Here is a 22,842-nt window from a genome sequence, read left to right as displayed (position 1 = left end):
GCTCTTGTTTTAAAGAGGAACGAGTCATGCGTTACATCAGTACCCGCGGCCAAGCGCCAGCCCTGAATTTCGAAGACGTGCTGCTCACCGGCCTTGCCAGTGATGGCGGCCTGTATGTGCCGGAAAACCTGCCGCGCTTTACCCAGGAAGAAATCGCTTCCTGGGCTGGCCTGCCGTATCACGAGCTGGCTTTCCGGGTAATGCGTCCTTTCGTCACCGGCAGCATTCCGGACGCCGATTTCAAAAAAATTCTCGAAGAAACCTATTCGTCGGGGGAGGGTGGCGTCTTCGCCCATAGCGCTATTGCCCCGCTGCGCCCGTTGAATGGCAATGAGTGGGTGCTTGAGTTGTTCCATGGCCCAACCCTGGCCTTCAAGGACTTCGCCCTGCAACTGCTCGGGCGTCTGCTCGACTATGTGTTGGCCAAACGCGGCGAACGCGTGGTTATCCTGGGCGCGACTTCCGGTGATACCGGCTCGGCGGCCATAGAAGGTTGCCGTCGTTGCGACAACGTCGACATCTTTATCCTGCACCCGAACAATCGCGTTTCGGAAGTTCAGCGCCGGCAGATGACCACGATCTTCGGCGAGAACATCCACAATATCGCCGTCGAAGGCAACTTCGATGACTGCCAGGAGATGGTCAAGGACAGCTTTGCCGACCAGGACTTTCTCAAAGGCACACGTCTGGTTGCGGTCAACTCGATCAACTGGGCGCGGATCATGGCCCAGATTGTGTATTACTTTCATGCGGCCCTGCAGCTCGGTGGTCCGGCACGGTCGGTGGCGTTCTCGGTTCCGACCGGCAACTTCGGCGATATCTTTGCCGGTTACCTGGCACGCAACATGGGCTTACCGATCAGCCAACTGATCGTTGCCACCAATCGTAACGACATCCTGCACCGCTTCATGAGCGGTAATCAGTACTCCAAGGAAACTCTGCACGCGACCTTGTCGCCGTCCATGGACATCATGGTGTCGTCGAACTTTGAACGTTTGTTGTTCGATATGCACGGGCGCAATGGTTCGGCCATCGCTGGCTTGATGGACACCTTCAAGCAGACCGGTACGTTTAGCGTCGATGACGATCGCTGGACCGAAACCCGCAAGCTGTTCGATTCCCTGGCAGTCAGCGATGAGCAAACGTGCGAGACCATCGCCGAGGTGTTCGAGCAGACAGGCGAAGTGCTCGATCCGCACACTGCCATTGGTGTCAAGGCCGCCCGTGATTGCCGTCGCAGCCTGGATACGCCGATGGTGATTCTGGGGACCGCGCACCCGGTCAAATTCCCGGACGCAGTGGAAAAAGCCGGTGTAGGAAAGGCCCTTGAGCTGCCTGCACATTTGTCTGATTTGTTTGAGCGAAACGAGAAGTGCACTGTGCTGCTAAATGACCTCAAAGCCATACAGGCCTTTGTCAGCCAGCATGGTAATCGCGGCAAACCTCTCTGACGGTATCGTCGTGTAACAAGATTAAGCCCGCCTCTTGGCGGGTTTTTTTGTTTCGGCGTGCCACACTTCAGGCGTTTTGGATCCCTACGGACGGGAAGACTGCGGTGAAGAAAGTCAGCAGGCACGGTATGAGTGCCACAAAAAGCGTTTTGCACACAGCCCTGGTGTGGATGCTGTTATTCCTTAGTCAGGCCGCGCCCGCTGCGCAAAGTTTGCCTTTCAGCCTGGTGGCGCCCTTTGTGAGCCTGCCGCCCATGGTCCTGGACCTTCAGGATCAGCAATGGCTCGATCAGCATCGCACCCTTCGCGTGGGCATCTCGATTGCCGATTACGAGCCGATCGACATCACCAGTGATCGCAACCGCTATCAGGGTATCAGCGCCGACTACCTGAGCCTGATCAGCAGCAAACTCTCGGTGCCCATGCAGGTGGTGGGTTTCGCCCGACGCGAAGAGGCCATTGTCGCACTGCGTAACGGCACCATCGATATTCTGACCAGCGCCAATGGCTTCGAGCGGGGAGTGAAACAACTGGCGTTTTCCGCCGATTACATGCCTGACCGCTCGGTGATCGTCGGACGCGGCAATGACGTCACCCTGCCTTTGGGGCTGAAGGGCAAGAAAGTGGTGCTGCTCGATGGCTACGCTGATGCGCAGGTGGTCCATGCGGTCTATCCCGACAGCGAAGTCATCCTGGCGCCAAATCTCTACAGCGCGCTTGAGGCGCTGAGCCAAGGCGAAGTCGATGCGTTTATCGGCAACGAAGTCATCGTGCGCTCCTACAGTGCCTTGCGCCCGTACCTGGGGTTGCAGATCAAATCCGAAAGCGCGCTGCCGTCGGTTGGGTTCTCTTTCGCCACCCGCAAAGAAGACGGAACCTTGCTCACGATGATTGACCGTGCGCTCAAGAGTCTCGATCCGTCGGTCAGGCGTGAGGTGGTCGCGCGTTGGACCATGGGACTGGGTTCTGACATTGCCCGGCACCGCATCAAGTTGACGACTGCCGAGCAAGGCTGGATCCGCAAACATCCTCACGTCACGGTGGCTTCGGGCCAACATCCGCCGTACCTGTACAAGGACAAGAACAGCCAATGGGTTGGCCTGAATGTGGACGTGCTGGCGCGTATTTCGCGCATGACCGGCGTGCAGTTCGTACACAGGGAGTCGTCTTCGACTGAAGAAACCATGCGCTTGCTGCACACCGGTCAGGCCGATATGAATACGACGTTGGGGGAGAACGCCGAACGCAGGAAATTCCTCGATTTCACCTATTCGTTTGGTGGCAATAGCTGGGTCTTCGTCGTGCGCCGCAACGGCCCGTCGCCGCTGACCCTGAATGATCTGTCGGGGCGGGTTCTGGCGCTGCCGGCCAAACATGCGCTGGAAGAGTTTATCCGGCGCACTTATCCAGACATCAAGCTTCGATCGGTCAAGACTTACGAGCAAGCCCGCCAGTTGGTCGAAGACGGTCAGGCCGATGCGACCATCCAGAATGAGGCGGGGGCCCATCTGTTTCTGCCGGGGGCGCTGAAAGTCGGTCGTAGCGTTGAGGGTCAATGGTCGCCTGATCGTTTTTCAGTGGTCGAGACTCAACCAGAGCTGTTGAGCATCCTGAACAAGGCCCTCGAAGAATTCCCCGTGGGTGAGTTACGCGCCATCCGCCTTAAGTGGCTGGGTGCGGTCATCCCTCAACCCTCGGTGTGGCAACGCATCCCGCCTTGGGTTTATTGGACCCTTGCCGTCGCATCGATGCTGGGCCTGGTCTCGTTCGTGTGGAGCAGCCGTCTGAAGGTGCAGATTCGCCAGCGGCTCAGGGCCGAGGAGCAGCTCAGCGATCAACTGGCCTTCAAGCATGCCTTGCTCGATAGTATTCCCAATCCGATTTATGTTCGGGACCTCAATGGTCGACTGATTTCGTGCAACCGCAGCTACGAGGAAAGCTTCGGTATCAGCTTCGAACAGATGAGCGGACGACGACTGATCGATGTGGATTTGATCCCACGTCTGAGCGCCGAACAGATGCATGCCGATTACATGACACTGCTGGAAACCCTGCAGCCGGTGTTCGCTGATCGGCAGATGGAGCTGTTTGGCAGGGTGATTGATGCCTACCAGTGGACCGTGCCGTTTTACCGGGCCGATGGTCAATTGCAGGGGCTGCTGGGTGGTTGGATCGACATCTCCGAACGTAAGCAACTGGAAACTCAGCTCAACGAAGCGCGGCAGCAGGCCGAGCAGGCCAACGCAGCCAAAAGTGCATTTCTGGCAACCATGAGCCATGAAATCCGCACGCCGATGGGCGCCATCATCGGCCTGCTTGAGCTTGAGCGCGAACACGCAGTGCGCCAAGGCCAGTTGCCGTCCGAGGGGCTAAACGTCGCTTACCAGTCCGCCCAGGAATTGATCGCGTTGATCGGCGACAGCCTGGACCTGGCCAAGATCGAATCCGGCAGTCTGCAATTGTCGCTGGTCGTCGTCCCGTTGCGACCCTTCTTTGAAGGTATCTGCCAACTGTTCGAGGCCAGCGCGCGTGAGAAGGGCATCGACCTGCGGCTGATTTTCGCCGAACAGGCCGAGGGTGACTACTGGCTTGACCCGATGCGCTTGCGTCAGGTGGTGCACAACTTGCTCGGCAATGCCTTGAAATTCACCGCTGAAGGTTCGGTGCTGATGAGTGTCAGCGTGACGGGCGCGGAGCACCGACCCGGCCTGCAGATCAGCATCAAGGACAGCGGTCTTGGCATCAGTGCGCAACAGCAGCGCCTGTTGTTCCAGCCGTTTGCTCAAGCCAGCGGCGATACCTCAGCCGAATATGGCGGCACGGGTTTGGGGTTGAGCATTTGCAAGCAGTTGGTGGAATTGATGGGTGGGCAGATCAGCCTTGAGAGCGAGCCAGGGGAGGGAACACAGGTCACTGTCGAACTGGCATTGGCCCGCGCCAAAACACAGGACAAAGCACCCGAATCTCTCGAACAGCGAGCGGCCGGACGTTCGTTGCTGTTACTGGTAGTCGATGATCTGTCGGCCAATCGCCTGGTTCTGACTCAACAACTTGAGTTCCTCGGGCATGAAGTGGTACCGACTCATAGCGCTGAGTCGGCCTTGCAACACTGGCGTGAGGGTCGCTTCGACGGGGTCATCACTGACTGCAATATGCCAGGCATGAGCGGTTATGCGTTGGCCGAAAATATTCGGCTGATAGAGACCCAGGAGCAGTTGCGCCCTTGTCCAATCATCGGTTGTACAGCCAACGCCATGAGTGATGAGCGCCAGCGCTGTGAGCAGGCAGGCATGGACCAGCTGCTGGTCAAGCCTGTGTCGCTGGAGCGACTGGCGCAATTGCTCGCCGAGATTGCACCGGTGCAATCGTTCGATATTCAGGCCTTGCGACACATGACCCAGGCCAACGACGCGCAGATGCAGCTGTTGCTGTTGGAACTGTGGAAAAACCTGCAGCAGGAGTGGGAGGTTATGCAGCCTGCGGTGAGCACTCAGGACTGGAAGGTTTTGGGCGCCTCGTTGCACCGTCTGAAGGGCGCAGCCTGCCTGATCGACGCGGTGCCGTTGGCGAAGGCCTGTGCCAGCCTTGACGTCAACGTGCGTGCGCAGTCGAGCGCAACGCTGACTGAACAATGGCAGACGCTGGACAACACTATCGGGCAGCTTCGCGATGATATTCGGCAGCACTTGTCGGCAACGCCGGTTTAGGACATGTCCTATGGGGTACAGATGCGGGGACCTTTAAAGTACAGATTCCCTTTGACTAAAACTGCTCCGGCTCGCGAGGTCTAACCGTGCGTTCACTTAACGTTCTGATCCTTGAAGACAATCCGTTTCAACTGATGGCGCTGCATCAGATGCTTAACGCCAATCAGGTCTTCAATGTACTGACGGCGGACAGTGTCGCGGCGGCGCAACAATCGTTGGTCAATCGGGGCAGCGTCGATATCGCTATCTGCGATTTGCAGATGGAGGGCCCGGACGGGCTTGAAATGATTCGGCATCTGGCCGAGACCCGACAGGCCCGTGCGATCATCATTCTCAGCAGCACCGACACAAGCATACTCGACGGCGCGGCGCATCTGGCGCGGCAGCAGGGCATCTGGGTGCTGGGTAGTCTGCCCAAGCCCGCGTCGGCATTGGCGCTGCGTGAATTGCTGGACCTTTATAGCGAACACATCGAACACGATATCGAGCCCTTGCCGCTGTTGCAGGCGCCTGAGTCTTTGTCACTGGAGGAGCTGCACCACGTAGATCCAGGCCAGTGCATCAGCGATAGCGGAATGTTCGAACAGTGGATCGCTCACTACCAGCCAAAGGTCAACCAGGAAGGCGAATTGCTGGGCGTCGAGGCATTGGTCCGCTGGCAACACCCACAATATGGCCTGTTGGCGCCGGGTCGGTTCATGGCCGCAGTGGAACACGCGGGGCTAATTGCACCGTTGACCTGGCGCATGCTGGAGCAGGCGCTGAAATTATCTTCCGAGGTGTTACAGATGCGTGGTGAAGCCTTGCCCGTGGCCGTGAACATCGCACCAGCGCTGCTCGAGCACGTGGATTTTGCCCAGCAAGTCCTGGCCCTGCTGGCGCGTTTCGATCTGCCACCTGCGGTGCTGACCCTGGAAATCGTTGAGAGCTCGGTACTGAATACGTCGACTTGGCAACTGGAAAGCTTGATGCGCTTGCGTCTGCAAGGGTGCAGATTATCAATCGACGACTTTGGCACGGGCGCTTCAAATATTCAGCGTTTGCTGCAATTGCCCTTCTCTGAACTGAAGATACCCTCCGAATTCGTGCGTGGCATGGCCGAAGACGGGCGCAAGTCGGCGGTGGTCGCCGGGGCACTGATCATGGCCCGGCGGATGGCGATGAACGTGGTGGTCGAAGGCGTGGAAACCTCCGATGACTATAAAGCCGTGCAGGCGTTGGGCAGGCCCGCAGTGCAGGGGTATTTCATTGCCCGCCCCATGAGCGAGGTCGATCTGCTGAGCTGGATGGCTGAGCGTAAGGGCTCGACCTCAGGTCAGCCCGTGCTCTTGCAGATAAATAAATAGAGACGCGTCATTGGCCAGGCCCAGCTTGCGCATGGCGCTGACTTTTTGCGTGCTGACCGTTTGTTTACTGCGGCTCAGTTGCGCAGCAATTTCCCCCACTGAGCGTCCGGCCGCCAGCAATCGGAGGACTTCCAGTTCCTTGGGCGAGAGCTGCTCATGGGATATCAGGGTGTCCGAGCCATAATCGCCGGCTTCGAGCAGCGCCTGTTTTACGGAGTCCGCGATGTAGTGCTTGTTCTGACTGATGCTCAGGATTGCGGCGGGCAATTCGCCAGCCAGGCTGGCTTTACTCAACAAAGCATTGACGCCGAGCGCAAGGATTGACCGAAACAGTCCGGCGTTATTGAGCATGGTGACCACCACAATGGGCAGTTGCGGATGGTCGCGGCGAATCCGTTCCAGCAACCGCAGCCCGTCGTTCTGCTGATCGGCCGGCATCATGAAGTCTGTCACCAGTACATCACACGCATGGATCTTCAGCGCTTCATTGAGCTCGACCGGGCTGCCAGCCTCAGCCACGACCTGCGCATTGCTGTCCTGCTCAAGCACGACCCGCAGCCCAATCAGGAAAATAGGGTGATCGTCCGCGAGGATGATACGCAGTGTTCGATCAGGGGACGTGCTCAAGATTTGGCTCCCGTTGGCGTGGGCAAGGTCTGCTGACCTGTCTTGAAGGTTATCGGCAGCGCTTGGTGCACATTGATAGCGTATTGCAGGCTGGCTTCTCCATGGCGAGGACCTATGTCCGGTTGTTTTTTATCTGTCATGTTCAGCAGGCATGCTCAAGGTTCCTGGTTGCAGGCAATTACCCAGCCCACGGCGCAAGAACTTTTTCCTCGAGCCGATGGTCATTGATAAGCACCTTTGCATTCAAACTGTTGAGTGGTGATCCAGATGGAAAATATCAGCTTACTGCTAAGCGACGCTCTGACGCCTTACCTGGCAACCCTTGGCCCGGTAGGTTCTCAGGGTGAGCGTCTGGTGACTCTGAAAAATTCAGCCGGTGCGATTGTGATCGAGCGCACGCTGTGTGTAGCGCAGCTTTGCGACAAGCGCCAACTGACCGATGTGGTCGATGGCTTTCATCGAGACCTGTTAGTGGCCGAGGGGCGCATCGAACCCTGTGTGATCGCGGCCATGCGCCATGTCGCTCAAGCACGGGCGTTTACACCGGATCGGGCTTTTATTTGACTGATCAGGGAACCTTGGTCGCATTGAGGTCTCTTATTTAGTACGGCAGGTTCAAGCACTGTGCTCCGGTAATTGTTACCTGCCGTACTGGTCCTGAGGGACCACGGTTTGACCCCGAGTTAGTTACCCCGCTGCTCGGGGTTTCTTTTGTCTGCAGTTTGGCAAGCGTCTGTCGTTGCACAGGCTAAAGGGGTTTCGAAAAACGTCTTGGCATCCTTCAGGTATTCCACGCGGGACTGCGGGTCCAGCCACTCGGCATAAAAGTCGATGAGTCTGCTCTCGCGTAACACGCGCATTTCGCGGTTGATAATCTTCATGGCTTCTCGGCCCTGCTCGGTATCCGAACAACCGATATGGGCGAACTGGTATTTGGCGGTGCCCTTGACCGGGTAAAACGTCAGCTCTTCAGGGTCGATGCCTTGATGCAATGCCTGGTAGCGGGCTTCTGGCCAGTAGCTGATCAAGGCCTGCAAACGACCCAAGCGCTCCATCTGTAACAGGCTGCCGATGGCATCGTTGCCGTAATGCTCGCTTACGTCAGGGGCTGAGGCGTTTTGCACCATTTTATCGATGACCAGGCCGTAACTGCGTTCGGCTACCAGCCCAAGCTTGATCGTATGACTCGCCAGCATCGCCACCAGGTCGACCTGACCCGCCTCGATGAAGGGGGTGAAGCGACTCGCGTCTTCACGACGAATGACGATGCCGTTGCTGATCACCCCATAGGTAGGGATCGAGAAAATAATGGTTTTCGCTCGCTCCTCAGTCCAAAGCAATGTCGGGTCGCAGGTAAAGGAGGGCTCATTAAGCATTTGCATGCCTCGGGCGCGATTGACCTGCAGCAACTGGTGTTCGTACTCGGGCATTCGGGCGATTAACAACGGCATCAGTCGATCAATTGCACCCCGCCCCTTTTGCGGACCTGAAATGATCGTCAAGGGCGGCAGATCGCGCACTAACCAGATCAGCGTGTCTTTTGCCATGCTGGTACGCGGCACGCCAATGAGCGAAACCAGGACCAGCATGAGCTGCAGAAAAGACGTTGTGGGCCGTAAGGGTCGATAGATCATTCTCTGATTTCATCCCTGAAAAGTGGCTGAATTATAGCGCCATTCAGATAACACCCTGTGCGCGCAGACGAATGATCTGTTCAGTGTCATAACCCAGCGTGTTTAGTAGTTCCGAATTATGAGCCCCCAGCTCGGGCCCGACCCAGTCCGCTGACCCTGGAGTTTCCGAGAGTTTGGGGACGATACCGGGCATTTTGAACGATTTTCCATCGGGTAACTTGGCCTGGAGAAACATCTCCCGGGCGAGAAACTGCGGGTCGCTGAACATGTCTTCGGCTGAGTAAATGCGACTGGCAGGTACCTGGGCTTCGGTCAGCATGCTCAGCAGTGTTTCCAGCGGCAGCGAACCGACCCAGCGATCAATCACGCCGTACAGCTCATCACGGCGGCTGTCACGCCCGTCATTGCTGGCCAGCACGGGGTCGTTGGCCAGGTCTTCGCGACCGATGACCTGCATGAACCGTTTGAAAATCGCGTCGCCATTGGCGCCGATCTGTATGTGCTTGCCGTCGGCGCTGGTGTGAATCGAAGAGGGCGTAATACCGGGCATGATGTTGCCGGTGCGCTCGCGGATGAACCCGAACACGTCGAACTCCGGGACCATACTTTCCATCATCGCGAAAATCGCCTCGTACAATGCCACATCCACCACTTGGCCCTGGCCGCCGTTGACTTCGCGGTGACGCAACGCCATCAACGCGCCAATCACACCCCACAGTGCGGCAATTGAGTCACCGATGGAAATCCCGGTGCGCACGGGCGGGCGGTCCTCAAAGCCGGTGATGTAGCGCAACCCACCCATGGATTCCCCCACCGCACCGAACCCTGGCTGATCCTTCATTGGCCCGGTCTGGCCGAAGCCGGACAGGCGCACCATCACCAGTTTCGGGTTCAGCGCGTGCAGGGTTTCCCATCCCAGACCCAGTTTCTCCAGCACGCCGGGGCGAAAGTTCTCAATGAGAATGTCGGCCTCGCCCAGCAACTGCTTAAGGATGGCCAAACCCTCGGGATGCTTGAGGTTGAGCGTCAGCGACTTTTTATTGCGCGACTGAACAAACCACCACAGCGAGGTTCCCTCGTACAGCTTGCGCCACTTGCGCAGCGGATCGCCGCCGTCTGGCGACTCGATTTTGATCACCTCGGCACCGAACTCGGCACAGATCCGCGACGCGAAAGGGCCGGCGATCAACGTCCCCAGTTCAATGACTTTGAGACCAGCAAGGGGTTTGGCAGTGAGCGGCATGGGACATCCTGTGGGCAGCGAGTCGCCTTAGCCTATTCGATTCTGCCGACAGATTCTGCTTCAGTTGCACCTGGGTCTGGCCTCAGGCGCTTATTTGTCCCGACCGCCGGGCAGATCAGGCCGGTTCAGTCGTTCAATGGGTCAGCATCGGTTAGACTTGGCGCCTTTCTCCGCATCTAGAAGCCCGTTCATGGCCCAGCCGTCCACGACCTACAAATTCGAACTCAATCTCACCGACCTCGACCGTAGCGTCTATGAAAGTGTCAAACAGACGATCGCTCGGCACCCCTCCGAAACCGAAGAGCGCATGACGGTGCGTTTGCTGGCTTATGCCTTCTGGTACAGCGAGCACCTGGCGTTTGGCCGTGGCTTGTCGGACGTGGACGAGCCAGCACTCTGGGAAAAGAGCCTGGATGGTCGCGTGTTGCACTGGATCGAAGTGGGCCAGCCGGACGCTGATCGCATAACCTGGTGCTCGCGCCGTACCGAGCGCACCAGCCTGTTGGCTTACGGCAGCTTGCGTGTCTGGGAAACCAAAGTCATCCCGGTCGCGAAAAACCTGAAGAACGTCAACATCGCCGCCGTGCCGCAAGACATTCTGGAAGTCCTGGCCAAGGACATGCCACGCGTTATCAAGTGGGACGTGATGATCAGCGAAGGGACGATTTTCGTGACCGACGACCGTGGTCAGCACGAAGTTCAGTTGCAGTGGCTCACCGGTGAGCGTGGTTGATACGCCTCGTCACTGATTGCTCAGCCAGCTCGCCAATTAAAGAAATCCAGCGGAAACCGAATGCGCATCGAACCTCGCCTGTTGCCTGATACCTTGCCGTTTCTCGGCGACCTGCCGCCTTTGCTGACGCGTCTGTATGCCGCGCGCGGCGTGCTGTCCGAGGTCGAGCTGGACAAAAGTCTGGCTCGTCTGATTCCTTATCAGCAGCTCAAAGGGATCGATGCGGCGGTGGACCTGTTGGTGACGGCGTTGAACGAGCGTCAGCGCATCCTGATCGTTGGCGACTTCGATGCCGATGGCGCGACCGCCAGTACTGTCGGTGTGCTGGGCCTTAGGCTGCTGGGTGCGGCGCATGTCGATTATCTGGTGCCGAACCGTTTTGAGTATGGCTACGGCCTGACCCCGGAAATTGTCGCCGTCGCCTTGCAGCGTACGCCGCAATTGCTGATTACCGTGGACAACGGTATTTCCAGCGTCGAGGGTGTGGCGGCAGCCAAGGCGGCAGGTTTGCAGGTGTTGGTCACCGACCACCACTTGCCCGGCCATGAACTGCCGGCAGCCGATGCCATCGTCAACCCGAATCAGCCCGGTTGCGAATTCCCCAGCAAAGCGCTGGCGGGTGTCGGGGTGATTTTCTATGTGTTGATGGCATTGCGCGCACGGTTGCGTGATACCGGTTGGTTCGAGGCTAATCAACGGGCGCAACCGAACCTCGGCGAACTGCTCGATCTGGTTGCACTGGGCAGCGTCGCCGACGTGGTGCCGCTGGACGCCAACAATCGCATCCTGGTCCATCAAGGACTGCTGCGCATCCGTGCAGGTCGCGCACGGCCGGGGCTCATGGCGATTCTCGACGTCGCGCGCCGTGAACCTGCGCGCATTACCTCGACCGACCTCGGGTTCATCATCGGGCCGCGTTTGAATGCTGCCGGTCGTCTGGATGACATGAGCCTGGGCATCGAATGCCTGCTCTGTGAAGACGAAACCCTGGCCCGTGAAATGGCGGTGCAACTCGACGAGTTGAACCAGGACCGCAAATCCATCGAGCAGGGCATGCAGCGCGAAGCGCTGGCGCAACTCAAGGACTTGCCGCTGGAATCAATGCCATTCGGCTTGTGTCTGTTCGAGGCGGACTGGCACCAGGGGGTGATCGGGATTCTCGCTTCACGCCTGAAAGAGCGTTATCACCGCCCGGCCATCGCCTTCGCCAGCGCCGGGGAAGGCGTACTCAAAGGTTCGGCGCGTTCAGTGCCCGGTTTTCATATCCGCGATGCGCTGGACGCCGTGGCTGCCAAGCATCCGGAATTGATCAGCAAGTTTGGTGGGCATGCGATGGCCGCCGGCCTGTCGTTGCCTGAAGCGAACTTCCCGGCGTTCGCCGAAGCGTTTGACGCGGAAGTGCGTCGCCAACTGTGTGAAGACGACCTGACCGGGCGCCTGCTGTCCGATGGCACGCTGGCGGTGGAAGAGTTTCATCTGGAACTGGCCCGTGCGCTGCGTAACGCGGGGCCTTGGGGTCAGCATTTCCCTGAGCCGTTGTTCCACGGTGTGTTTCAGTTGGTAGAGCAGCGCATCGTCGGCGAGCGTCATTTGAAGATGGTGCTGAAAAGCGAGTGCGGCACGCTGAAACTCGATGGCATCGCCTTCAGCGTTGACCGTGAGATTTGGCCGAACCCAAATATTCGTTGGGTGGAGCTGGCTTACAAACTCGATTTGAATGAGTTTCGGGGCAACGAAACTGTGCAGTTGATGGTGGCGCATATCGCAGCGCGTTGATTTACTGCGGGAACCCTCGTCTCTCTTGAGTTGTCGACTAGGCTCTAGGCACTGGCATACAAAAACGTGCCACACAGAATCTGGAACCCGTTTTTCAACGTGAGAGGTGCCCATGAGCCTGCTGCTTGAACCCTTTACCCTGCGTCAACTGACCCTGCTCAATCGCATCGCGGTGTCACCGATGTGTCAGTACTCCTGTGTCGATGGCCTGGCCAACGACTGGCATCTTGTTCATCTTGGTAGCCGTGCGGTCGGCGGTGCCGGGCTGGTATTCACCGAAGCCACCGCCGTTACCAAAGACGGGCGAATCACGGCCGAAGATTTGGGGTTGTGGAACGACGAACAAATAGAGCCGTTGCAACGCATCACCCGCTTCATCACTGCTCAAGGTGCGGTTGCCGGTATCCAGCTGGCGCATGCCGGTCGGAAGGCCAGCACTTGGCGGCCCTGGTTGGGCAAGCAGGGCAGCGTGCCGTTAAGTGAGGGTGGCTGGACGCCTGTCGGGCCTTCGCCTATCGCATTCGACCCCAAACACACGGCGCCGACACAACTGGATGAGCGCCAGATCCAGGACGTGATTCAGGCGTTCGTCGACGCAGCGAAGCGCGCGCTGACGGCCGGTTTCAAAGTGGTCGAGATTCATGCGGCTCACGGCTATCTGTTGCACCAATTCCTGTCACCGTTGAGCAATCAGCGTCGCGATCAATATGGCGGCACGTTTGAGAATCGCATTCGTCTGACCCTGCAAGTCACCAACGCCGTACGCGCCATCTGGCCCGAAGAACTGCCCTTGTTTGTACGGGTATCGGCCACCGACTGGGTCGAAGACGGCTGGAACCCAGACGAAACTGTTGAGCTGGCGCGGCGCTTGAGGGACATCGGCGTGGACTTGATCGACGTGTCGTCGGGCGGCACGTCTGCCAATGCGGAAATTCCGGTCGGACCCGGTTATCAGACTCGCTTCGCCGAGCGAGTGCGCAAAGAATCCGGCATTGCTACCGGCACAGTCGGCATGATCACAGAACCGGCGCAAGCCGAACACATTCTTCGTACCGGGCAAGCTGACTTGATCCTGCTGGCCCGCGAACTCCTGCGTGATCCGTACTGGCCCCTGCACGCTGACGATGACCTGGGCGGACGCAAAGCCATTTGGCCCGCGCAATATCAACGCGCCACCCACCGAGATCAACCGATCCATGAGTCTGATTTGCGGGAGTGACGTCGAGCACTCCTTCCTCAGTGCGAATTTATTCGAAGACGCCCATACGAAATGCCCACGCAAAACGTGGGCATTATCAGATCAAAGGCTTTTACTTCCCGACTTTCCACGCATCCCCAGCCGGCGCCGTACCGTGGTCGTACGGTTTGCCGAGCCACATGTAGATCAGGCCGAGGCCGATGACAATGGCGGTGGTCAGGACCATGGCGTAGTTGATGTACCAGGCCGCATCGGGGGTACGAGGCCAGGCCATGTTGATGATGGCCAGCACGCCGTAGATCAACGCGCCAAGGTTGACGGGCAGGCCCCATTTGCCGAGGCTGAATTGTCCGCTTGGCGTCCAGCCGCGAGCGCGGGCGAAGAGGGCGGCCATGACGATCATCTGGAACGCCAGGTAGATACCGATGGCGGCGAAGCTGACGATGGTGGCGACCGCATCCTGCAACACAAAGCCCAGGCAGATGATCAATGCGGGCAATACGCCGGCAACGAACAGCGCTGCAACCGGCACTTGGGTATTGGGTGACAGGCGTTTCAGAGCATCGCTGCCGATGATCATTTCATCCCGGGCATAGGCGTATAGCAAGCGGCTGGCGGCGGCTTGCAAGCTGATCACGCAGGAGATGAAGGACACCATCACCACGGCCATCACCGCTTTCGAACCGTTAACGCCGAAGGCGTTATTGAGGATGGTGGTGACCGGATCCTTATCGGTGCCGTTGATTACCGCGCTCATGTCCGGTACTGAAAGGATCAGTGCCAGGCAGGCAAACATCGCAGCGATACCGCCGATGTAAATGGTCATGCGCATGGCGCGCGGGATCATCTTGCTCGGGTTTGGGGTTTCTTCGGCAACATCGCCGCAGGCCTCGAAGCCGTAATACAGAAACATCCCTGCCAATGAAGCCGTGAGGAATGCCGGCAGGTATGAGCCGTCGATACGAATATCAAAGGTGTTGAACAGCACGCTGATCGGCTGATGACGTTCGAAAATCAGCAGATAAACGCCCACGATGACTGCGCCGATCAGTTCGCAGAGAAAGCCGAACATCGCGATGCGTGCGAGGACTTTGGTGCCGCTGAGATTGACCAGGGTGGCGAACAGCGTCAGCACCAGTGCAATAACGATGTTGGTGTTGGCGCTGGGCTCGAAACCGAGCATGGCGGCCAGATACGGCCCGGCACCCACGGCGACGGCAGCGATGGTCACGCACAAGGCGATTGCATAGATCCAGCCAACCATCCACGCCCAGCGCTTGCCCACCAAACGACGGGCCCATGGGTAAACGCCGCCTGAAATCGGAAACTGCGACACCACTTCACCGAAGATCAGGCACACCAACAATTGACCCATGCCCACTAACAGGTAAGCCCAGAACATCGGTGGGCCGCCTGCTGCCAGGCACAGGCCGAACAGGGTGTAGACGCCCACTACGGGCGACAGGTAGGTGAAGCCGAGGGCGAAGTTTTCCCACAGGCTCATCGTACGGTTGAAGTTGGAGGTGTATCCCAACTTGCGAAGTTGTTCGGCATCGCTGTCCGCGGCCAAAGAGGGGGGTATTGCGCTCATGTGTTTCTCCAGGGAATCGGCAGATTTTGGATAGTCGAAACCGTCGCTGCGCAAAGATGCGCAACCCGATTAGGTCGTTATTGTTTTGATCTGGATTGCGGGTGAAACGGGTGAATCAGACATCGCCGAAGGCCGTTCCGGCCTTATCGCAGCCTCCGGCAGCTCCTACAGTTGAAACGCGATCCATGTAGGAGCTGCCGAAGGCTGCGATAGAGCGCGAAGCGCTCTCAGTGCTTGAACATCACATGGCGCACGGTGGTGTAGTCCTCCAGGCCGTACATGGACATGTCCTTGCCATACCCGGAAAGCTTCTGCCCGCCATGGGGCATTTCGCTGACCAGCATGAAGTGGGTGTTGATCCAGGTGCAACCATATTGCAAACGCGCAGCCATCCGGTGGGCGCGTCCGACGTCTTGTGTCCAGACCGACGAGGCCAAGCCGTAGTCGGAGTCGTTGGCCCAGCCCAGAACCTGCGCTTCGTTGTCGAACTGCGTCACAGAGACCACCGGGCCGAACACTTCGCGACGGACGATTTCGTCGTCCTGGTGTGCATCGGCAATTACCGTGGGTTCGAAGAAGAAGCCGTTGCCTTCAACCACCTTGCCACCGGTGATCAAGCGAATGTGCGATTGAGCGAGGGCGCGTTCGACGAAGCCCACCACGCGGTCGCGATGCTGCGCGGTAATCAGCGGGCCCAGTTCGGTTTTCGGGTCGTCCTGCAAGCCGTACTTGAGGGTGCTGACCGCCTCGCCAAGCCGGGTGACGAATTTTTCGTAGATGCCTTTCTGCGCGTAGATTCGGCACGCGGCGGTGCAATCCTGACCCGCGTTGTAGAAGCCGAACGTGCGAATGCCCTGGACCGCAGCGTCGATATCAGCGTCATCGAAAATAATCACCGGTGCCTTGCCGCCCAGTTCCATGTGCATGCGTTTGACGCTGTCGGCGGTGCTGGAAATGATGTGCGAGCCCGTGGCGATAGAGCCGGTCAGCGAGACCATGCGCACTTTTGGATGGGTTACCAACGGATTGCCGACGGTTTGCCCTCGACCGAACACCAGATTGAGCACGCCAGCCGGGAAGATATCGGCCGCCAGTTCCACCAGACGCAACGCGGTAAGCGGCGTCTGCTCGGAGGGTTTGAGCACCACGGTATTGCCAGCGGCCAGCGCCGGGGCGATTTTCCAGGCGACCATCATCAGCGGGTAATTCCACGGCGCAATCGACGCCACAACGCCGATAGGATCACGACGGATCATCGAGGTGTGGCCCGGCAGGTATTCACCGGCCGCTGCACCACTCATGCAACGGCTGGCGCCAGCGAAGAAACGGAACACATCGGCAATCGCCGGAATTTCATCGTTCAGCGCGGCGCTGTAGGGCTTGCCGCAGTTGTCCGACTCCAGCTTGGCCAGCTCTTCGCCGTGGGCCTCAATGGCGTCGGCCAGTTTGAGCAACAGCAGCGAGCGATCTTTGGGCGAGGTCTGTGACCAGCTTTCAAAGGCAGCATCGGCGGCACGCACCGCAGCGTCGACCTGGGCTTCACTGGCTTCGTTGATTTCGACCAACACCCGACCCAAGGCTGGGTTGAAGACAGGCTGGCTGGGGCCTTCGCCGACGACCAGGTGGCCATTGATCAACAGTTTGGTTTGCATGGTTGAGTCCTATTCAGGCGATTACGGGTTCTGTGGGAGCAGGCTTGCCTGCGAATCAGGCGTGCTTTTTAAGCCTCTGAAGGCCGTTCCGGCCTTATCGCAGCCTTCGGCAGCTCCTACATGGGATTGTTGGTGTTGTTCATTTACCGCCACTGCCGGCCACGCTCTCGCCGCCGCGTGTCAGGTAATAGGCGCCGAGGATCGGCAGCATGGTCACCAGCATCACCAGCATGGCGACCACGTTGGTGACCGGTACGTCGCGTGGGCGACTGAGTTGGTTGAGCAGCCAGATCGGCAACGTGCGTTCGTGGCCGGCGGTAAAAGTGGTCACGATGATTTCGTCGAATGACAGGGCGAACGCCAGCATCCCGCCGGCCAACAATGCCGAACCGAGGTTGGGCATGATGATGTAGCGGAAGGTCTGCCAGCCGTCGGCGCCCAGGTCCATCGACGCTTCGATCAAGCTGTGGGACGTGCGGCGCAAGCGGGCGATGACGTTGTTGTAAACGATCACCACACAGAAGGTCGCGTGGCCGACGATGATGGTGAACATCCCCGGTTCGATGCCCAGGGTCTTGAAGGCCGAGAGCAGGGCGATACCGGTGATGATCCCTGGCAGGGCGATGGGCAGAATCAGCATCAGCGAAATGCCGTCCTTGCCGAAAAAATCCCGTCGGTACAGGGCGGCGGATGCCAGCGTGCCGAGGACCATGGCGATCAATGTGGCAATGCAGGCGATCTCCAGCGAGAGCTTGATCGACTCCAGCACATCAGGGCGCGAGAACGCCACGCTGAACCACTTCAGAGTGAAACCCCGGGGCGGGAAGCTGAAGGCGGCGTCTTCGGTGTTGAAGGCGTACATGAAGATGATGAAAATCGGGAAGTGCAGGAACACCAGTCCGCCCCATGCGGCCAGCTTCAGGCCAAGGGAGGCTTTTTCCCCCTGCGTCGAAGGTTTAAAGCGCATCGAAGGCCCCTAGACGTTTAACAATGGACAGATAAACAGCGATCAGCACGATCGGCACCAGGGTGAAGGCCGCGGCCATTGGCATGTTGCCGATAGCGCCTTGTTGGGCGTAGACCATGCTGCCGATGAAGTAGCCGGGTGGGCCGATCAGTTGCGGCACGATGAAATCGCCCAAGGTCAGGGAGAAGGTGAAAATAGAACCGGCAGCAATTCCCGGCACCGACAGCGGCAGGGTCACGTTCATGAAGGTCTGCCGTGGCTTGGCGCCAAGGTCGGCCGAGGCTTGCAATAACGAAGGTGGCAAACGCTCCAGCGACGCCTGAATCGGCAGGATCATGAACGGCAGCCAGATGTAGACGAAGACCATGAAGCGCCCCAGGTGCGAGGTCGACAAGGTGCTGCCACCGACGCCGGGAATGCCCAGGATGAACTGCAACACCGGCTCCAGCCCCAGGTGCTGAACGAACCACTGCGCCACGCCGCCTTTGGCCAGCAACAGGGTCCAGGCGTAGGCCTTGACGATGTAGCTGGCCCACATCGGCATCATCACGGCGATGTAGAAAAATGCCTTGGTTTTGCCCGTGGTGTACCGCGCCATGTAATACGCGATAGGGAACGCAACGACGCCGCTGGCAATCGACACGGCGACTGCCATGCCCAAGGTGCGCTTGATGATGTCGAAGTTCGCCGGGTTGAACAGCGCCGCAAAGTTGGCCAGGGTCAGCTCAGGCGTGACCGCCATGGTGAAGTCGTCGAAGGTGTAGAAGCCCTGCCACAACAGGGTCAGCAGCGAACCGAAATAGACCGCGCCGAACCACAGCAGCGGCGGGATCAGCAGCAGCGCAAGGTAGAGATTGGGTCGGCGATAGAGCAGATTGGAGAAACGCCGCAAAGGCGATTGTCCGGGCTGCGTTGCCGGGTGGGTGATGGCCTGGCTCATGGTTACAGACCCTCGCTCACGGCCGGTTCATGCAGCGTAATCATCGCCTCACGGGCCCAGCGCGCGGTGATTCGCTGACCGGTCTGGTAGTGCGCGCTGGTGTCCAGCCATTGGTTGTTGGCCTGGCTGACGTTCAGGGTCTGGCCGTTATCGAGGGTGAGTTCGTAGCGAGTGGCGCTGCCTTGGTACTGAATGTCGTGCAGCAGGCCGCTGACCTGGATCTCATGACTGCCCACCTGGCCTTCCGCAAAGCGGATGTGTTCCGGGCGAATCGAAAACGGCTGAGCGATGCCGCTCAATTGCAGGGCCAGCTCGCCGTGCAACACGTTGGAGGTGCCGACGAATTCGGCGACAAAGGTGGTGGCCGGTTTCATGTACAGATTGCGCGGGGTATCGACCTGCTCGATACGCCCCTTGTTGAACACCGCCACGCGGTCGGACATGGACAGGGCTTCGGTCTGGTCGTGGGTGACGAAAATAAAGGTGATACCGAGTTGGCGCTGGAGCTTCTTCAGCTCGCCTTGCATCTGCTCACGCAGCTTCAAATCGAGGGCGCCCAGGGGCTCATCGAGCAGTAGCACGCGGGGCCGATTGACCAAGGCGCGCGCCAGGGCCACACGTTGACGCTGGCCGCCGGAGAGTTGCACCGGTTTACGGTCGCCGTAGCCATTGAGCGCGACCATGGTCAAGGCTTCCTCGGCACGGTTGAGGCGTTCGGTTTTGCCGACGCCCTTAACCTTCAGGCCGTAGGCAACGTTGTCCCGCACGTTCATGTGCGGGAACAGCGCATAGTCCTGAAACACCGTATTCACATCACGCTGATAGGGCGGCAGGCCTGCCGCCTCTTCGCCATGAATGCGGATCGAACCTGCGCTCGGCTGCTCGAAACCGGCAATCAAGCGCAGGCAGGTAGTTTTGCCCGAGCCCGACGGGCCCAGCATGGAAAAGAACTCGCCGTCCTGGATATCAATGGAAACCCGGTCAACGGCTTTTACTTCGCCGAACTGACGGGAAACATGGGTGAACTGGACTGCAAGCGTCATGGTGTGTTGCTCCGAAAAGGCGAAGACCGTCGCAGCGGTCCTTGCCTGGACATCTGTTAGTTAACTGCGCAGATCTACTGTGGGAGCGGATTTATCCGCGAAGGGGGCGGCGCATCCGACATCATTGGCGCCTGACACACTGCCTTCGCGAATGAATTCGCTCCCACGGAACTATGGGAGACTAGCGCCCGCCCATGATCGCGATGTAGTCCTGGGTCCAGCGGCTGTACGGTACGAACTTGCCGCCTTCAGCCTGCGGGGTTTTCCAGAATGCGATCTTGTCGAACTGGTCGAAGCCATTGGTGGCGCACCCTTCTGGGCCGAGCAGTTCACTGCCTTTGCAGGCCGCCGGTACCGCTGGCAGTGAGCCGAACCAGGCGGCTACGTCGCCCTGGACCTTGGGTTGCAGTGACCAATCCATCCACTTGTAGGCACAGTTCGGGTGCTTGGCGTCGGCGTGGAGCATGGTGGTATCAGCCCAGCCGGTAGCGCCTTCTTTTGGAATGGTCGAGGCCACCGGCTGTTTGTCAGCCTTGAGGCCATTGACCATGTAGCCCCATGAACTGGAGGCCGCGACGCCTTCGTTCTTGACGTCACTCATCTGGACGGTGGCGTCGTGCCAATAACGGTGGATCAACGGCTGCTGTTTACGCAGCAGGTCGAGTACCGCCTTGTACTGGGTTTCATTGAGTTCGTAAGGGTTCTTGATCCCCAGTTCAGGCTGGGTCGACTTCAAGTACAGCGCGGCATCCGCGATATAAATCGGGCCGTCATAAGCCTGGACACGGCCTTTGTTGGGTTTGCCGTCTGGCAGGTTCTGCGCTTCGAACACCACGCCCCAGCTGACGGGCGCGACCTTGAACACATTGGTGTTGTACATCAGCACGTTCGGGCCCCACTGATAAGGCGTGCCGTAGGTTTGCTTGTTGACCACGTACCAAGGGCCGTTCGCCAGGCGCGGGTCGATGTTCTTCCAGTTGGGAATCAGCGCGGTGTTGATGGGCTGGACCCGCTTGCCGACGATCAGTCGCAGCGAAGCATCGCCGGACGCCGTGACCAGATCATAACCACCCTTGGCCATCAAGCTGACCATCTCATCGGAGGTGGCGGCAGTCTTGACGCTGACCTTACAGCCCGTCTCTTGCTCAAAGCCGGTTACCCAGTCGTACGCCTTGTCGCTTTCACCCCGCTCGATGTAGCCCGGCCACGCCACAATATCGAGTTGGCCCTCGCCGTCGCCGACGGTTTTGAGCATCTCTGCCGCGGATACACCGCAACTGGTGAACATACCGGTGACTACAGCGCTGAGTAATGCGGTCTTGAGCACTGACATGGGATTCCCTCTTTTTTAATTATGGTCGGGGCAGTTTTGAACGGTGTAACGGTGCCTTTTTCAGGCTGATTCTTAGAGTAGTGCGTCATTCACCTTGAGCCGCGCTCAGCTCAAGTCTTGCCCATGACGCGCCATGATGTGGCGCACCACGCTGTAGTCCTGCAACGAGTCGCTGGACAAATCCTTGCCGTAACCCGAGCGCTTGAGGCCGCCGTGGGGCATTTCGCTGACCAGCATGAAATGACTGTTGATCCAGGTGCATCCGTACTGCAAACGCGCGGCCACTTGCATGGCCTTGTCCAGATTTTGCGTCCAGATCGACGACGCCAGGCCGTATTCCGAGTCGTTGGCCCAGTCCACCGCTTGTTCAAGCTGATCGAAGCGAGTCACGGTGACGACCGGACCGAACACTTCGCGCTGGACGATCTCGTCGGTCTGTTTGCAGCCGGCGAGCAGGGTAGGCTGATAGTAGAACCCTGCCCCGGAATGCACCGCTGCGCCGGTGATGCGCTCGATGTGCGGCTGGCCCAGCGCACGTTCGACGAAGCTGGCGACGCGATCACGCTGGCGGGTGCTGATCAGCGGGCCGATTTCATTGTCGGCGTCACGTTTGCCGGCAAAGCGCAGGCTGCTGACCGCCGCGCCGAGTTCGGCCACCAGCCGATCATGAATCCCGGTCTGCGCATAGATGCGGCACGCGGCGGTGCAGTCCTGCCCCGCGTTGTAGTAGCCGTAGGTGCGCACGCCCTCAACCACCGCCTGAATGTCGGCGTCGTTGCAGACAATCACCGGGGCTTTGCCGCCCAGTTCCAGGTGCGTGCGTTTGAGGGTTTTGGCTGCGGCCTGGAGGATTTTCTGCCCGGTGACGATATCGCCGGTCAATGACACCATGCGTACTTTCGGGTGGCTGACCAAATGGCTGCCGACCCCTTCACCGCCGCCGCAGATGATGTTGATCACTCCGCGCGGTAATAGCTCGGCCAACGTCGGGGCCAGCGCCAGGATCGACAGGGGTGTGTGTTCCGAAGGCTTGAACACCAGCGTGTTACCGGCTGCCAGTGCCGGGGCGATTTTCCAGGCGGCCATCATGATCGGGTAGTTCCACGGCGCGATGGACGCTACCACGCCAATCGGATCACGTCGGACCATGCTGGTGTAGCCGGGCAGGTATTCGCCGGAGAGTTGGCCGGTCTGACAGCGCACGGCGCCAGCAAAAAAACGGAACACGTCGACCGTCGCGCTCAAGTCGTCCTGGCGCGCCAAGTGCAGTGGCTTGCCGCAGTTCAGTGATTCCAGGCGGGCGAGCTGGTCTGCTTGTTTTTCAATGGCGTTGGCGATCGACAACAGAATGTTCGAGCGTTGTTGCGGCGTGGTTCGCGACCAACCGGCGAAGGCGCGGTGGGCGGCAAGGATCGCGGACTCGACTTGTTCAATGCTGGCTTCGGCAATATGAGTCAGTACTTCGCCGGTGGCCGGATTGATGATCGGCTCGACGAAGCCTTGGCCTGCGACCAGCTCACCATCAATCAACAGTGCCGTGAACAGTGGAGTCGGGTGCGCGCCGGGCATGTTTGATGCTCTCTTTTTTGTGTGGACATGGG

17 protein-coding genes are annotated in these 22,842 nt (G+C 59.0%); 7 read left to right on the top strand and 10 right to left on the bottom strand.

Features of this window, described 5'->3' with window-relative positions:
* Positions 1-26: 26 nt before the first annotated feature.
* From thrC to AC1ME2_RS06985, 3 genes are all read left to right on the top strand, one after another.
* Entirely contained in the window at positions 27-1,451 is a 1,425-nt protein-coding gene (gene thrC / locus AC1ME2_RS06995) for a threonine synthase (protein WP_480440055.1), read from the top strand.
* A gap of 128 nt (positions 1,452-1,579) precedes the next feature.
* Complete coding sequence (locus AC1ME2_RS06990) at positions 1,580-5,158, top strand: transporter substrate-binding domain-containing protein (RefSeq protein ID WP_480440054.1); 3,579 nt, start codon at positions 1,580-1,582, stop codon at positions 5,156-5,158.
* Between the two features lie 86 nt (positions 5,159-5,244).
* Positions 5,245-6,504, top strand: a complete 1,260-nt coding sequence (locus tag AC1ME2_RS06985) for an EAL domain-containing response regulator (RefSeq protein ID WP_480440053.1) — start codon at positions 5,245-5,247, stop codon at positions 6,502-6,504.
* On the opposite strand, the gene AC1ME2_RS06980 is transcribed toward AC1ME2_RS06985, so the two are convergent.
* Positions 6,469-7,131, bottom strand: a complete 663-nt coding sequence (locus tag AC1ME2_RS06980) for a response regulator (RefSeq protein WP_480440052.1) — start codon at positions 7,129-7,131, stop codon at positions 6,469-6,471. The two genes, AC1ME2_RS06985 and AC1ME2_RS06980, sit on opposite strands and share 36 nt — an antisense overlap.
* A gap of 267 nt (positions 7,132-7,398) precedes the next feature.
* Between AC1ME2_RS06980 and AC1ME2_RS06975 the strand changes: the two genes are divergently transcribed.
* The gene (locus AC1ME2_RS06975) at positions 7,399-7,695 is read left to right on the top strand and encodes a DUF3509 domain-containing protein (RefSeq protein WP_480440051.1); all 297 of its coding nucleotides are present in this window, start codon (positions 7,399-7,401) and stop codon (positions 7,693-7,695) included.
* Between the two features lie 119 nt (positions 7,696-7,814).
* On the opposite strand, the gene AC1ME2_RS06970 is transcribed toward AC1ME2_RS06975, so the two are convergent.
* Together AC1ME2_RS06970 and AC1ME2_RS06965 are read right to left on the bottom strand one after the other, a co-directional pair.
* Complete coding sequence (locus AC1ME2_RS06970; RefSeq protein WP_480442033.1) at positions 7,815-8,717, bottom strand: TIGR02285 family protein; 903 nt, start codon at positions 8,715-8,717, stop codon at positions 7,815-7,817.
* A 91-nt stretch (positions 8,718-8,808) separates the two neighbouring features.
* Entirely contained in the window at positions 8,809-10,008 is a 1,200-nt protein-coding gene (locus AC1ME2_RS06965; protein WP_480440050.1) for a CaiB/BaiF CoA transferase family protein, read from the bottom strand.
* Positions 10,009-10,198: 190 nt separating this feature from the next.
* Here AC1ME2_RS06965 and AC1ME2_RS06960 point away from each other — a divergent pair, with 190 nt between their 5' ends.
* From AC1ME2_RS06960 to AC1ME2_RS06950, 3 genes are all read left to right on the top strand, one after another.
* Entirely contained in the window at positions 10,199-10,741 is a 543-nt protein-coding gene (locus AC1ME2_RS06960; RefSeq protein ID WP_322178166.1) for a YaeQ family protein, read from the top strand.
* 60 nt (positions 10,742-10,801) lie between these two features.
* The gene (gene recJ / locus AC1ME2_RS06955) at positions 10,802-12,517 is read left to right on the top strand and encodes a single-stranded-DNA-specific exonuclease RecJ (protein ID WP_480440049.1); all 1,716 of its coding nucleotides are present in this window, start codon (positions 10,802-10,804) and stop codon (positions 12,515-12,517) included.
* Positions 12,518-12,629: 112 nt separating this feature from the next.
* Complete coding sequence (locus tag AC1ME2_RS06950) at positions 12,630-13,736, top strand: NADH:flavin oxidoreductase/NADH oxidase (RefSeq protein WP_480440048.1); 1,107 nt, start codon at positions 12,630-12,632, stop codon at positions 13,734-13,736.
* Positions 13,737-13,827: 91 nt separating this feature from the next.
* On the opposite strand, the gene AC1ME2_RS06945 is transcribed toward AC1ME2_RS06950, so the two are convergent.
* The 7 genes from AC1ME2_RS06945 to AC1ME2_RS06915 all read right to left on the bottom strand — a co-directional run bounded on the left by AC1ME2_RS06945 (position 13,828) and on the right by AC1ME2_RS06915 (position 22,810).
* Positions 13,828-15,306 carry an APC family permease gene (locus tag AC1ME2_RS06945; protein WP_480440047.1) on the bottom strand — a complete coding sequence of 493 codons (1,479 nt, stop codon included), beginning with the start codon at positions 15,304-15,306 and terminating at the stop codon, positions 13,828-13,830.
* A 227-nt stretch (positions 15,307-15,533) separates the two neighbouring features.
* A complete protein-coding gene (locus AC1ME2_RS06940) occupies positions 15,534-16,958 on the bottom strand; it encodes a gamma-aminobutyraldehyde dehydrogenase (RefSeq protein WP_480440046.1) in 1,425 nt (474 codons plus the stop codon).
* A gap of 139 nt (positions 16,959-17,097) precedes the next feature.
* Positions 17,098-17,925 carry an ABC transporter permease gene (locus AC1ME2_RS06935; RefSeq protein ID WP_480440045.1) on the bottom strand — a complete coding sequence of 276 codons (828 nt, stop codon included), beginning with the start codon at positions 17,923-17,925 and terminating at the stop codon, positions 17,098-17,100.
* Positions 17,915-18,865, bottom strand: coding sequence for an ABC transporter permease (locus tag AC1ME2_RS06930; RefSeq protein WP_480440044.1), 951 nt, complete (start codon positions 18,863-18,865; stop codon positions 17,915-17,917). The genes AC1ME2_RS06935 and AC1ME2_RS06930 overlap by 11 nt, the downstream gene beginning before the upstream one ends.
* A 2-nt stretch (positions 18,866-18,867) precedes the next feature.
* On the bottom strand, positions 18,868-19,908 hold the full coding sequence (locus tag AC1ME2_RS06925; protein ID WP_480440043.1) for an ABC transporter ATP-binding protein: 1,041 nt from the start codon (positions 19,906-19,908) through the stop codon (positions 18,868-18,870).
* Between the two features lie 181 nt (positions 19,909-20,089).
* Positions 20,090-21,241: a putative ABC transporter substrate-binding protein YdcS gene (gene ydcS, locus AC1ME2_RS06920; RefSeq protein ID WP_480440042.1), complete on the bottom strand. Its 1,152-nt coding sequence runs from the start codon at positions 21,239-21,241 to the stop codon at positions 20,090-20,092.
* Positions 21,242-21,346: 105 nt separating this feature from the next.
* Complete coding sequence (locus AC1ME2_RS06915; RefSeq protein WP_480440041.1) at positions 21,347-22,810, bottom strand: gamma-aminobutyraldehyde dehydrogenase; 1,464 nt, start codon at positions 22,808-22,810, stop codon at positions 21,347-21,349.
* Positions 22,811-22,842 lie beyond the last annotated feature (32 nt).

Source organism: Pseudomonas sp. ASL9, assembly GCF_056680335.1.
The sequence above is the reverse complement of the archived record's forward strand: the minus strand, read 5'-3'. Positions and strand labels throughout refer to the sequence as shown.

Bases quoted from the DNA above. Each gene is read 5' to 3' on its own strand.
- thrC (WP_480440055.1), top strand. From the start codon at position 27: ATGCGTTACATCAGTACCCGCGGCCAAGCGCCAGCCCTGAATTTCGAA.
- AC1ME2_RS06990 (WP_480440054.1), top strand. From the start codon at position 1,580: ATGAGTGCCACAAAAAGCGTTTTGCACACAGCCCTGGTGTGGATGCTG.
- AC1ME2_RS06975 (WP_480440051.1), top strand. From the start codon at position 7,399: ATGGAAAATATCAGCTTACTGCTAAGCGACGCTCTGACGCCTTACCTG.
- AC1ME2_RS06965 (WP_480440050.1), bottom strand. From the start codon at position 10,008: ATGCCGCTCACTGCCAAACCCCTTGCTGGTCTCAAAGTCATTGAACTG.
- AC1ME2_RS06960 (WP_322178166.1), top strand. From the start codon at position 10,199: ATGGCCCAGCCGTCCACGACCTACAAATTCGAACTCAATCTCACCGAC.
- recJ (WP_480440049.1), top strand. From the start codon at position 10,802: ATGCGCATCGAACCTCGCCTGTTGCCTGATACCTTGCCGTTTCTCGGC.
- AC1ME2_RS06950 (WP_480440048.1), top strand. From the start codon at position 12,630: ATGAGCCTGCTGCTTGAACCCTTTACCCTGCGTCAACTGACCCTGCTC.
- AC1ME2_RS06945 (WP_480440047.1), bottom strand. From the start codon at position 15,306: ATGAGCGCAATACCCCCCTCTTTGGCCGCGGACAGCGATGCCGAACAA.
- AC1ME2_RS06940 (WP_480440046.1), bottom strand. From the start codon at position 16,958: ATGCAAACCAAACTGTTGATCAATGGCCACCTGGTCGTCGGCGAAGGC.
- AC1ME2_RS06935 (WP_480440045.1), bottom strand. From the start codon at position 17,925: ATGCGCTTTAAACCTTCGACGCAGGGGGAAAAAGCCTCCCTTGGCCTG.
- AC1ME2_RS06930 (WP_480440044.1), bottom strand. From the start codon at position 18,865: ATGAGCCAGGCCATCACCCACCCGGCAACGCAGCCCGGACAATCGCCT.
- AC1ME2_RS06925 (WP_480440043.1), bottom strand. From the start codon at position 19,908: ATGACGCTTGCAGTCCAGTTCACCCATGTTTCCCGTCAGTTCGGCGAA.
- ydcS (WP_480440042.1), bottom strand. From the start codon at position 21,241: ATGTCAGTGCTCAAGACCGCATTACTCAGCGCTGTAGTCACCGGTATG.
- AC1ME2_RS06915 (WP_480440041.1), bottom strand. From the start codon at position 22,810: ATGCCCGGCGCGCACCCGACTCCACTGTTCACGGCACTGTTGATTGAT.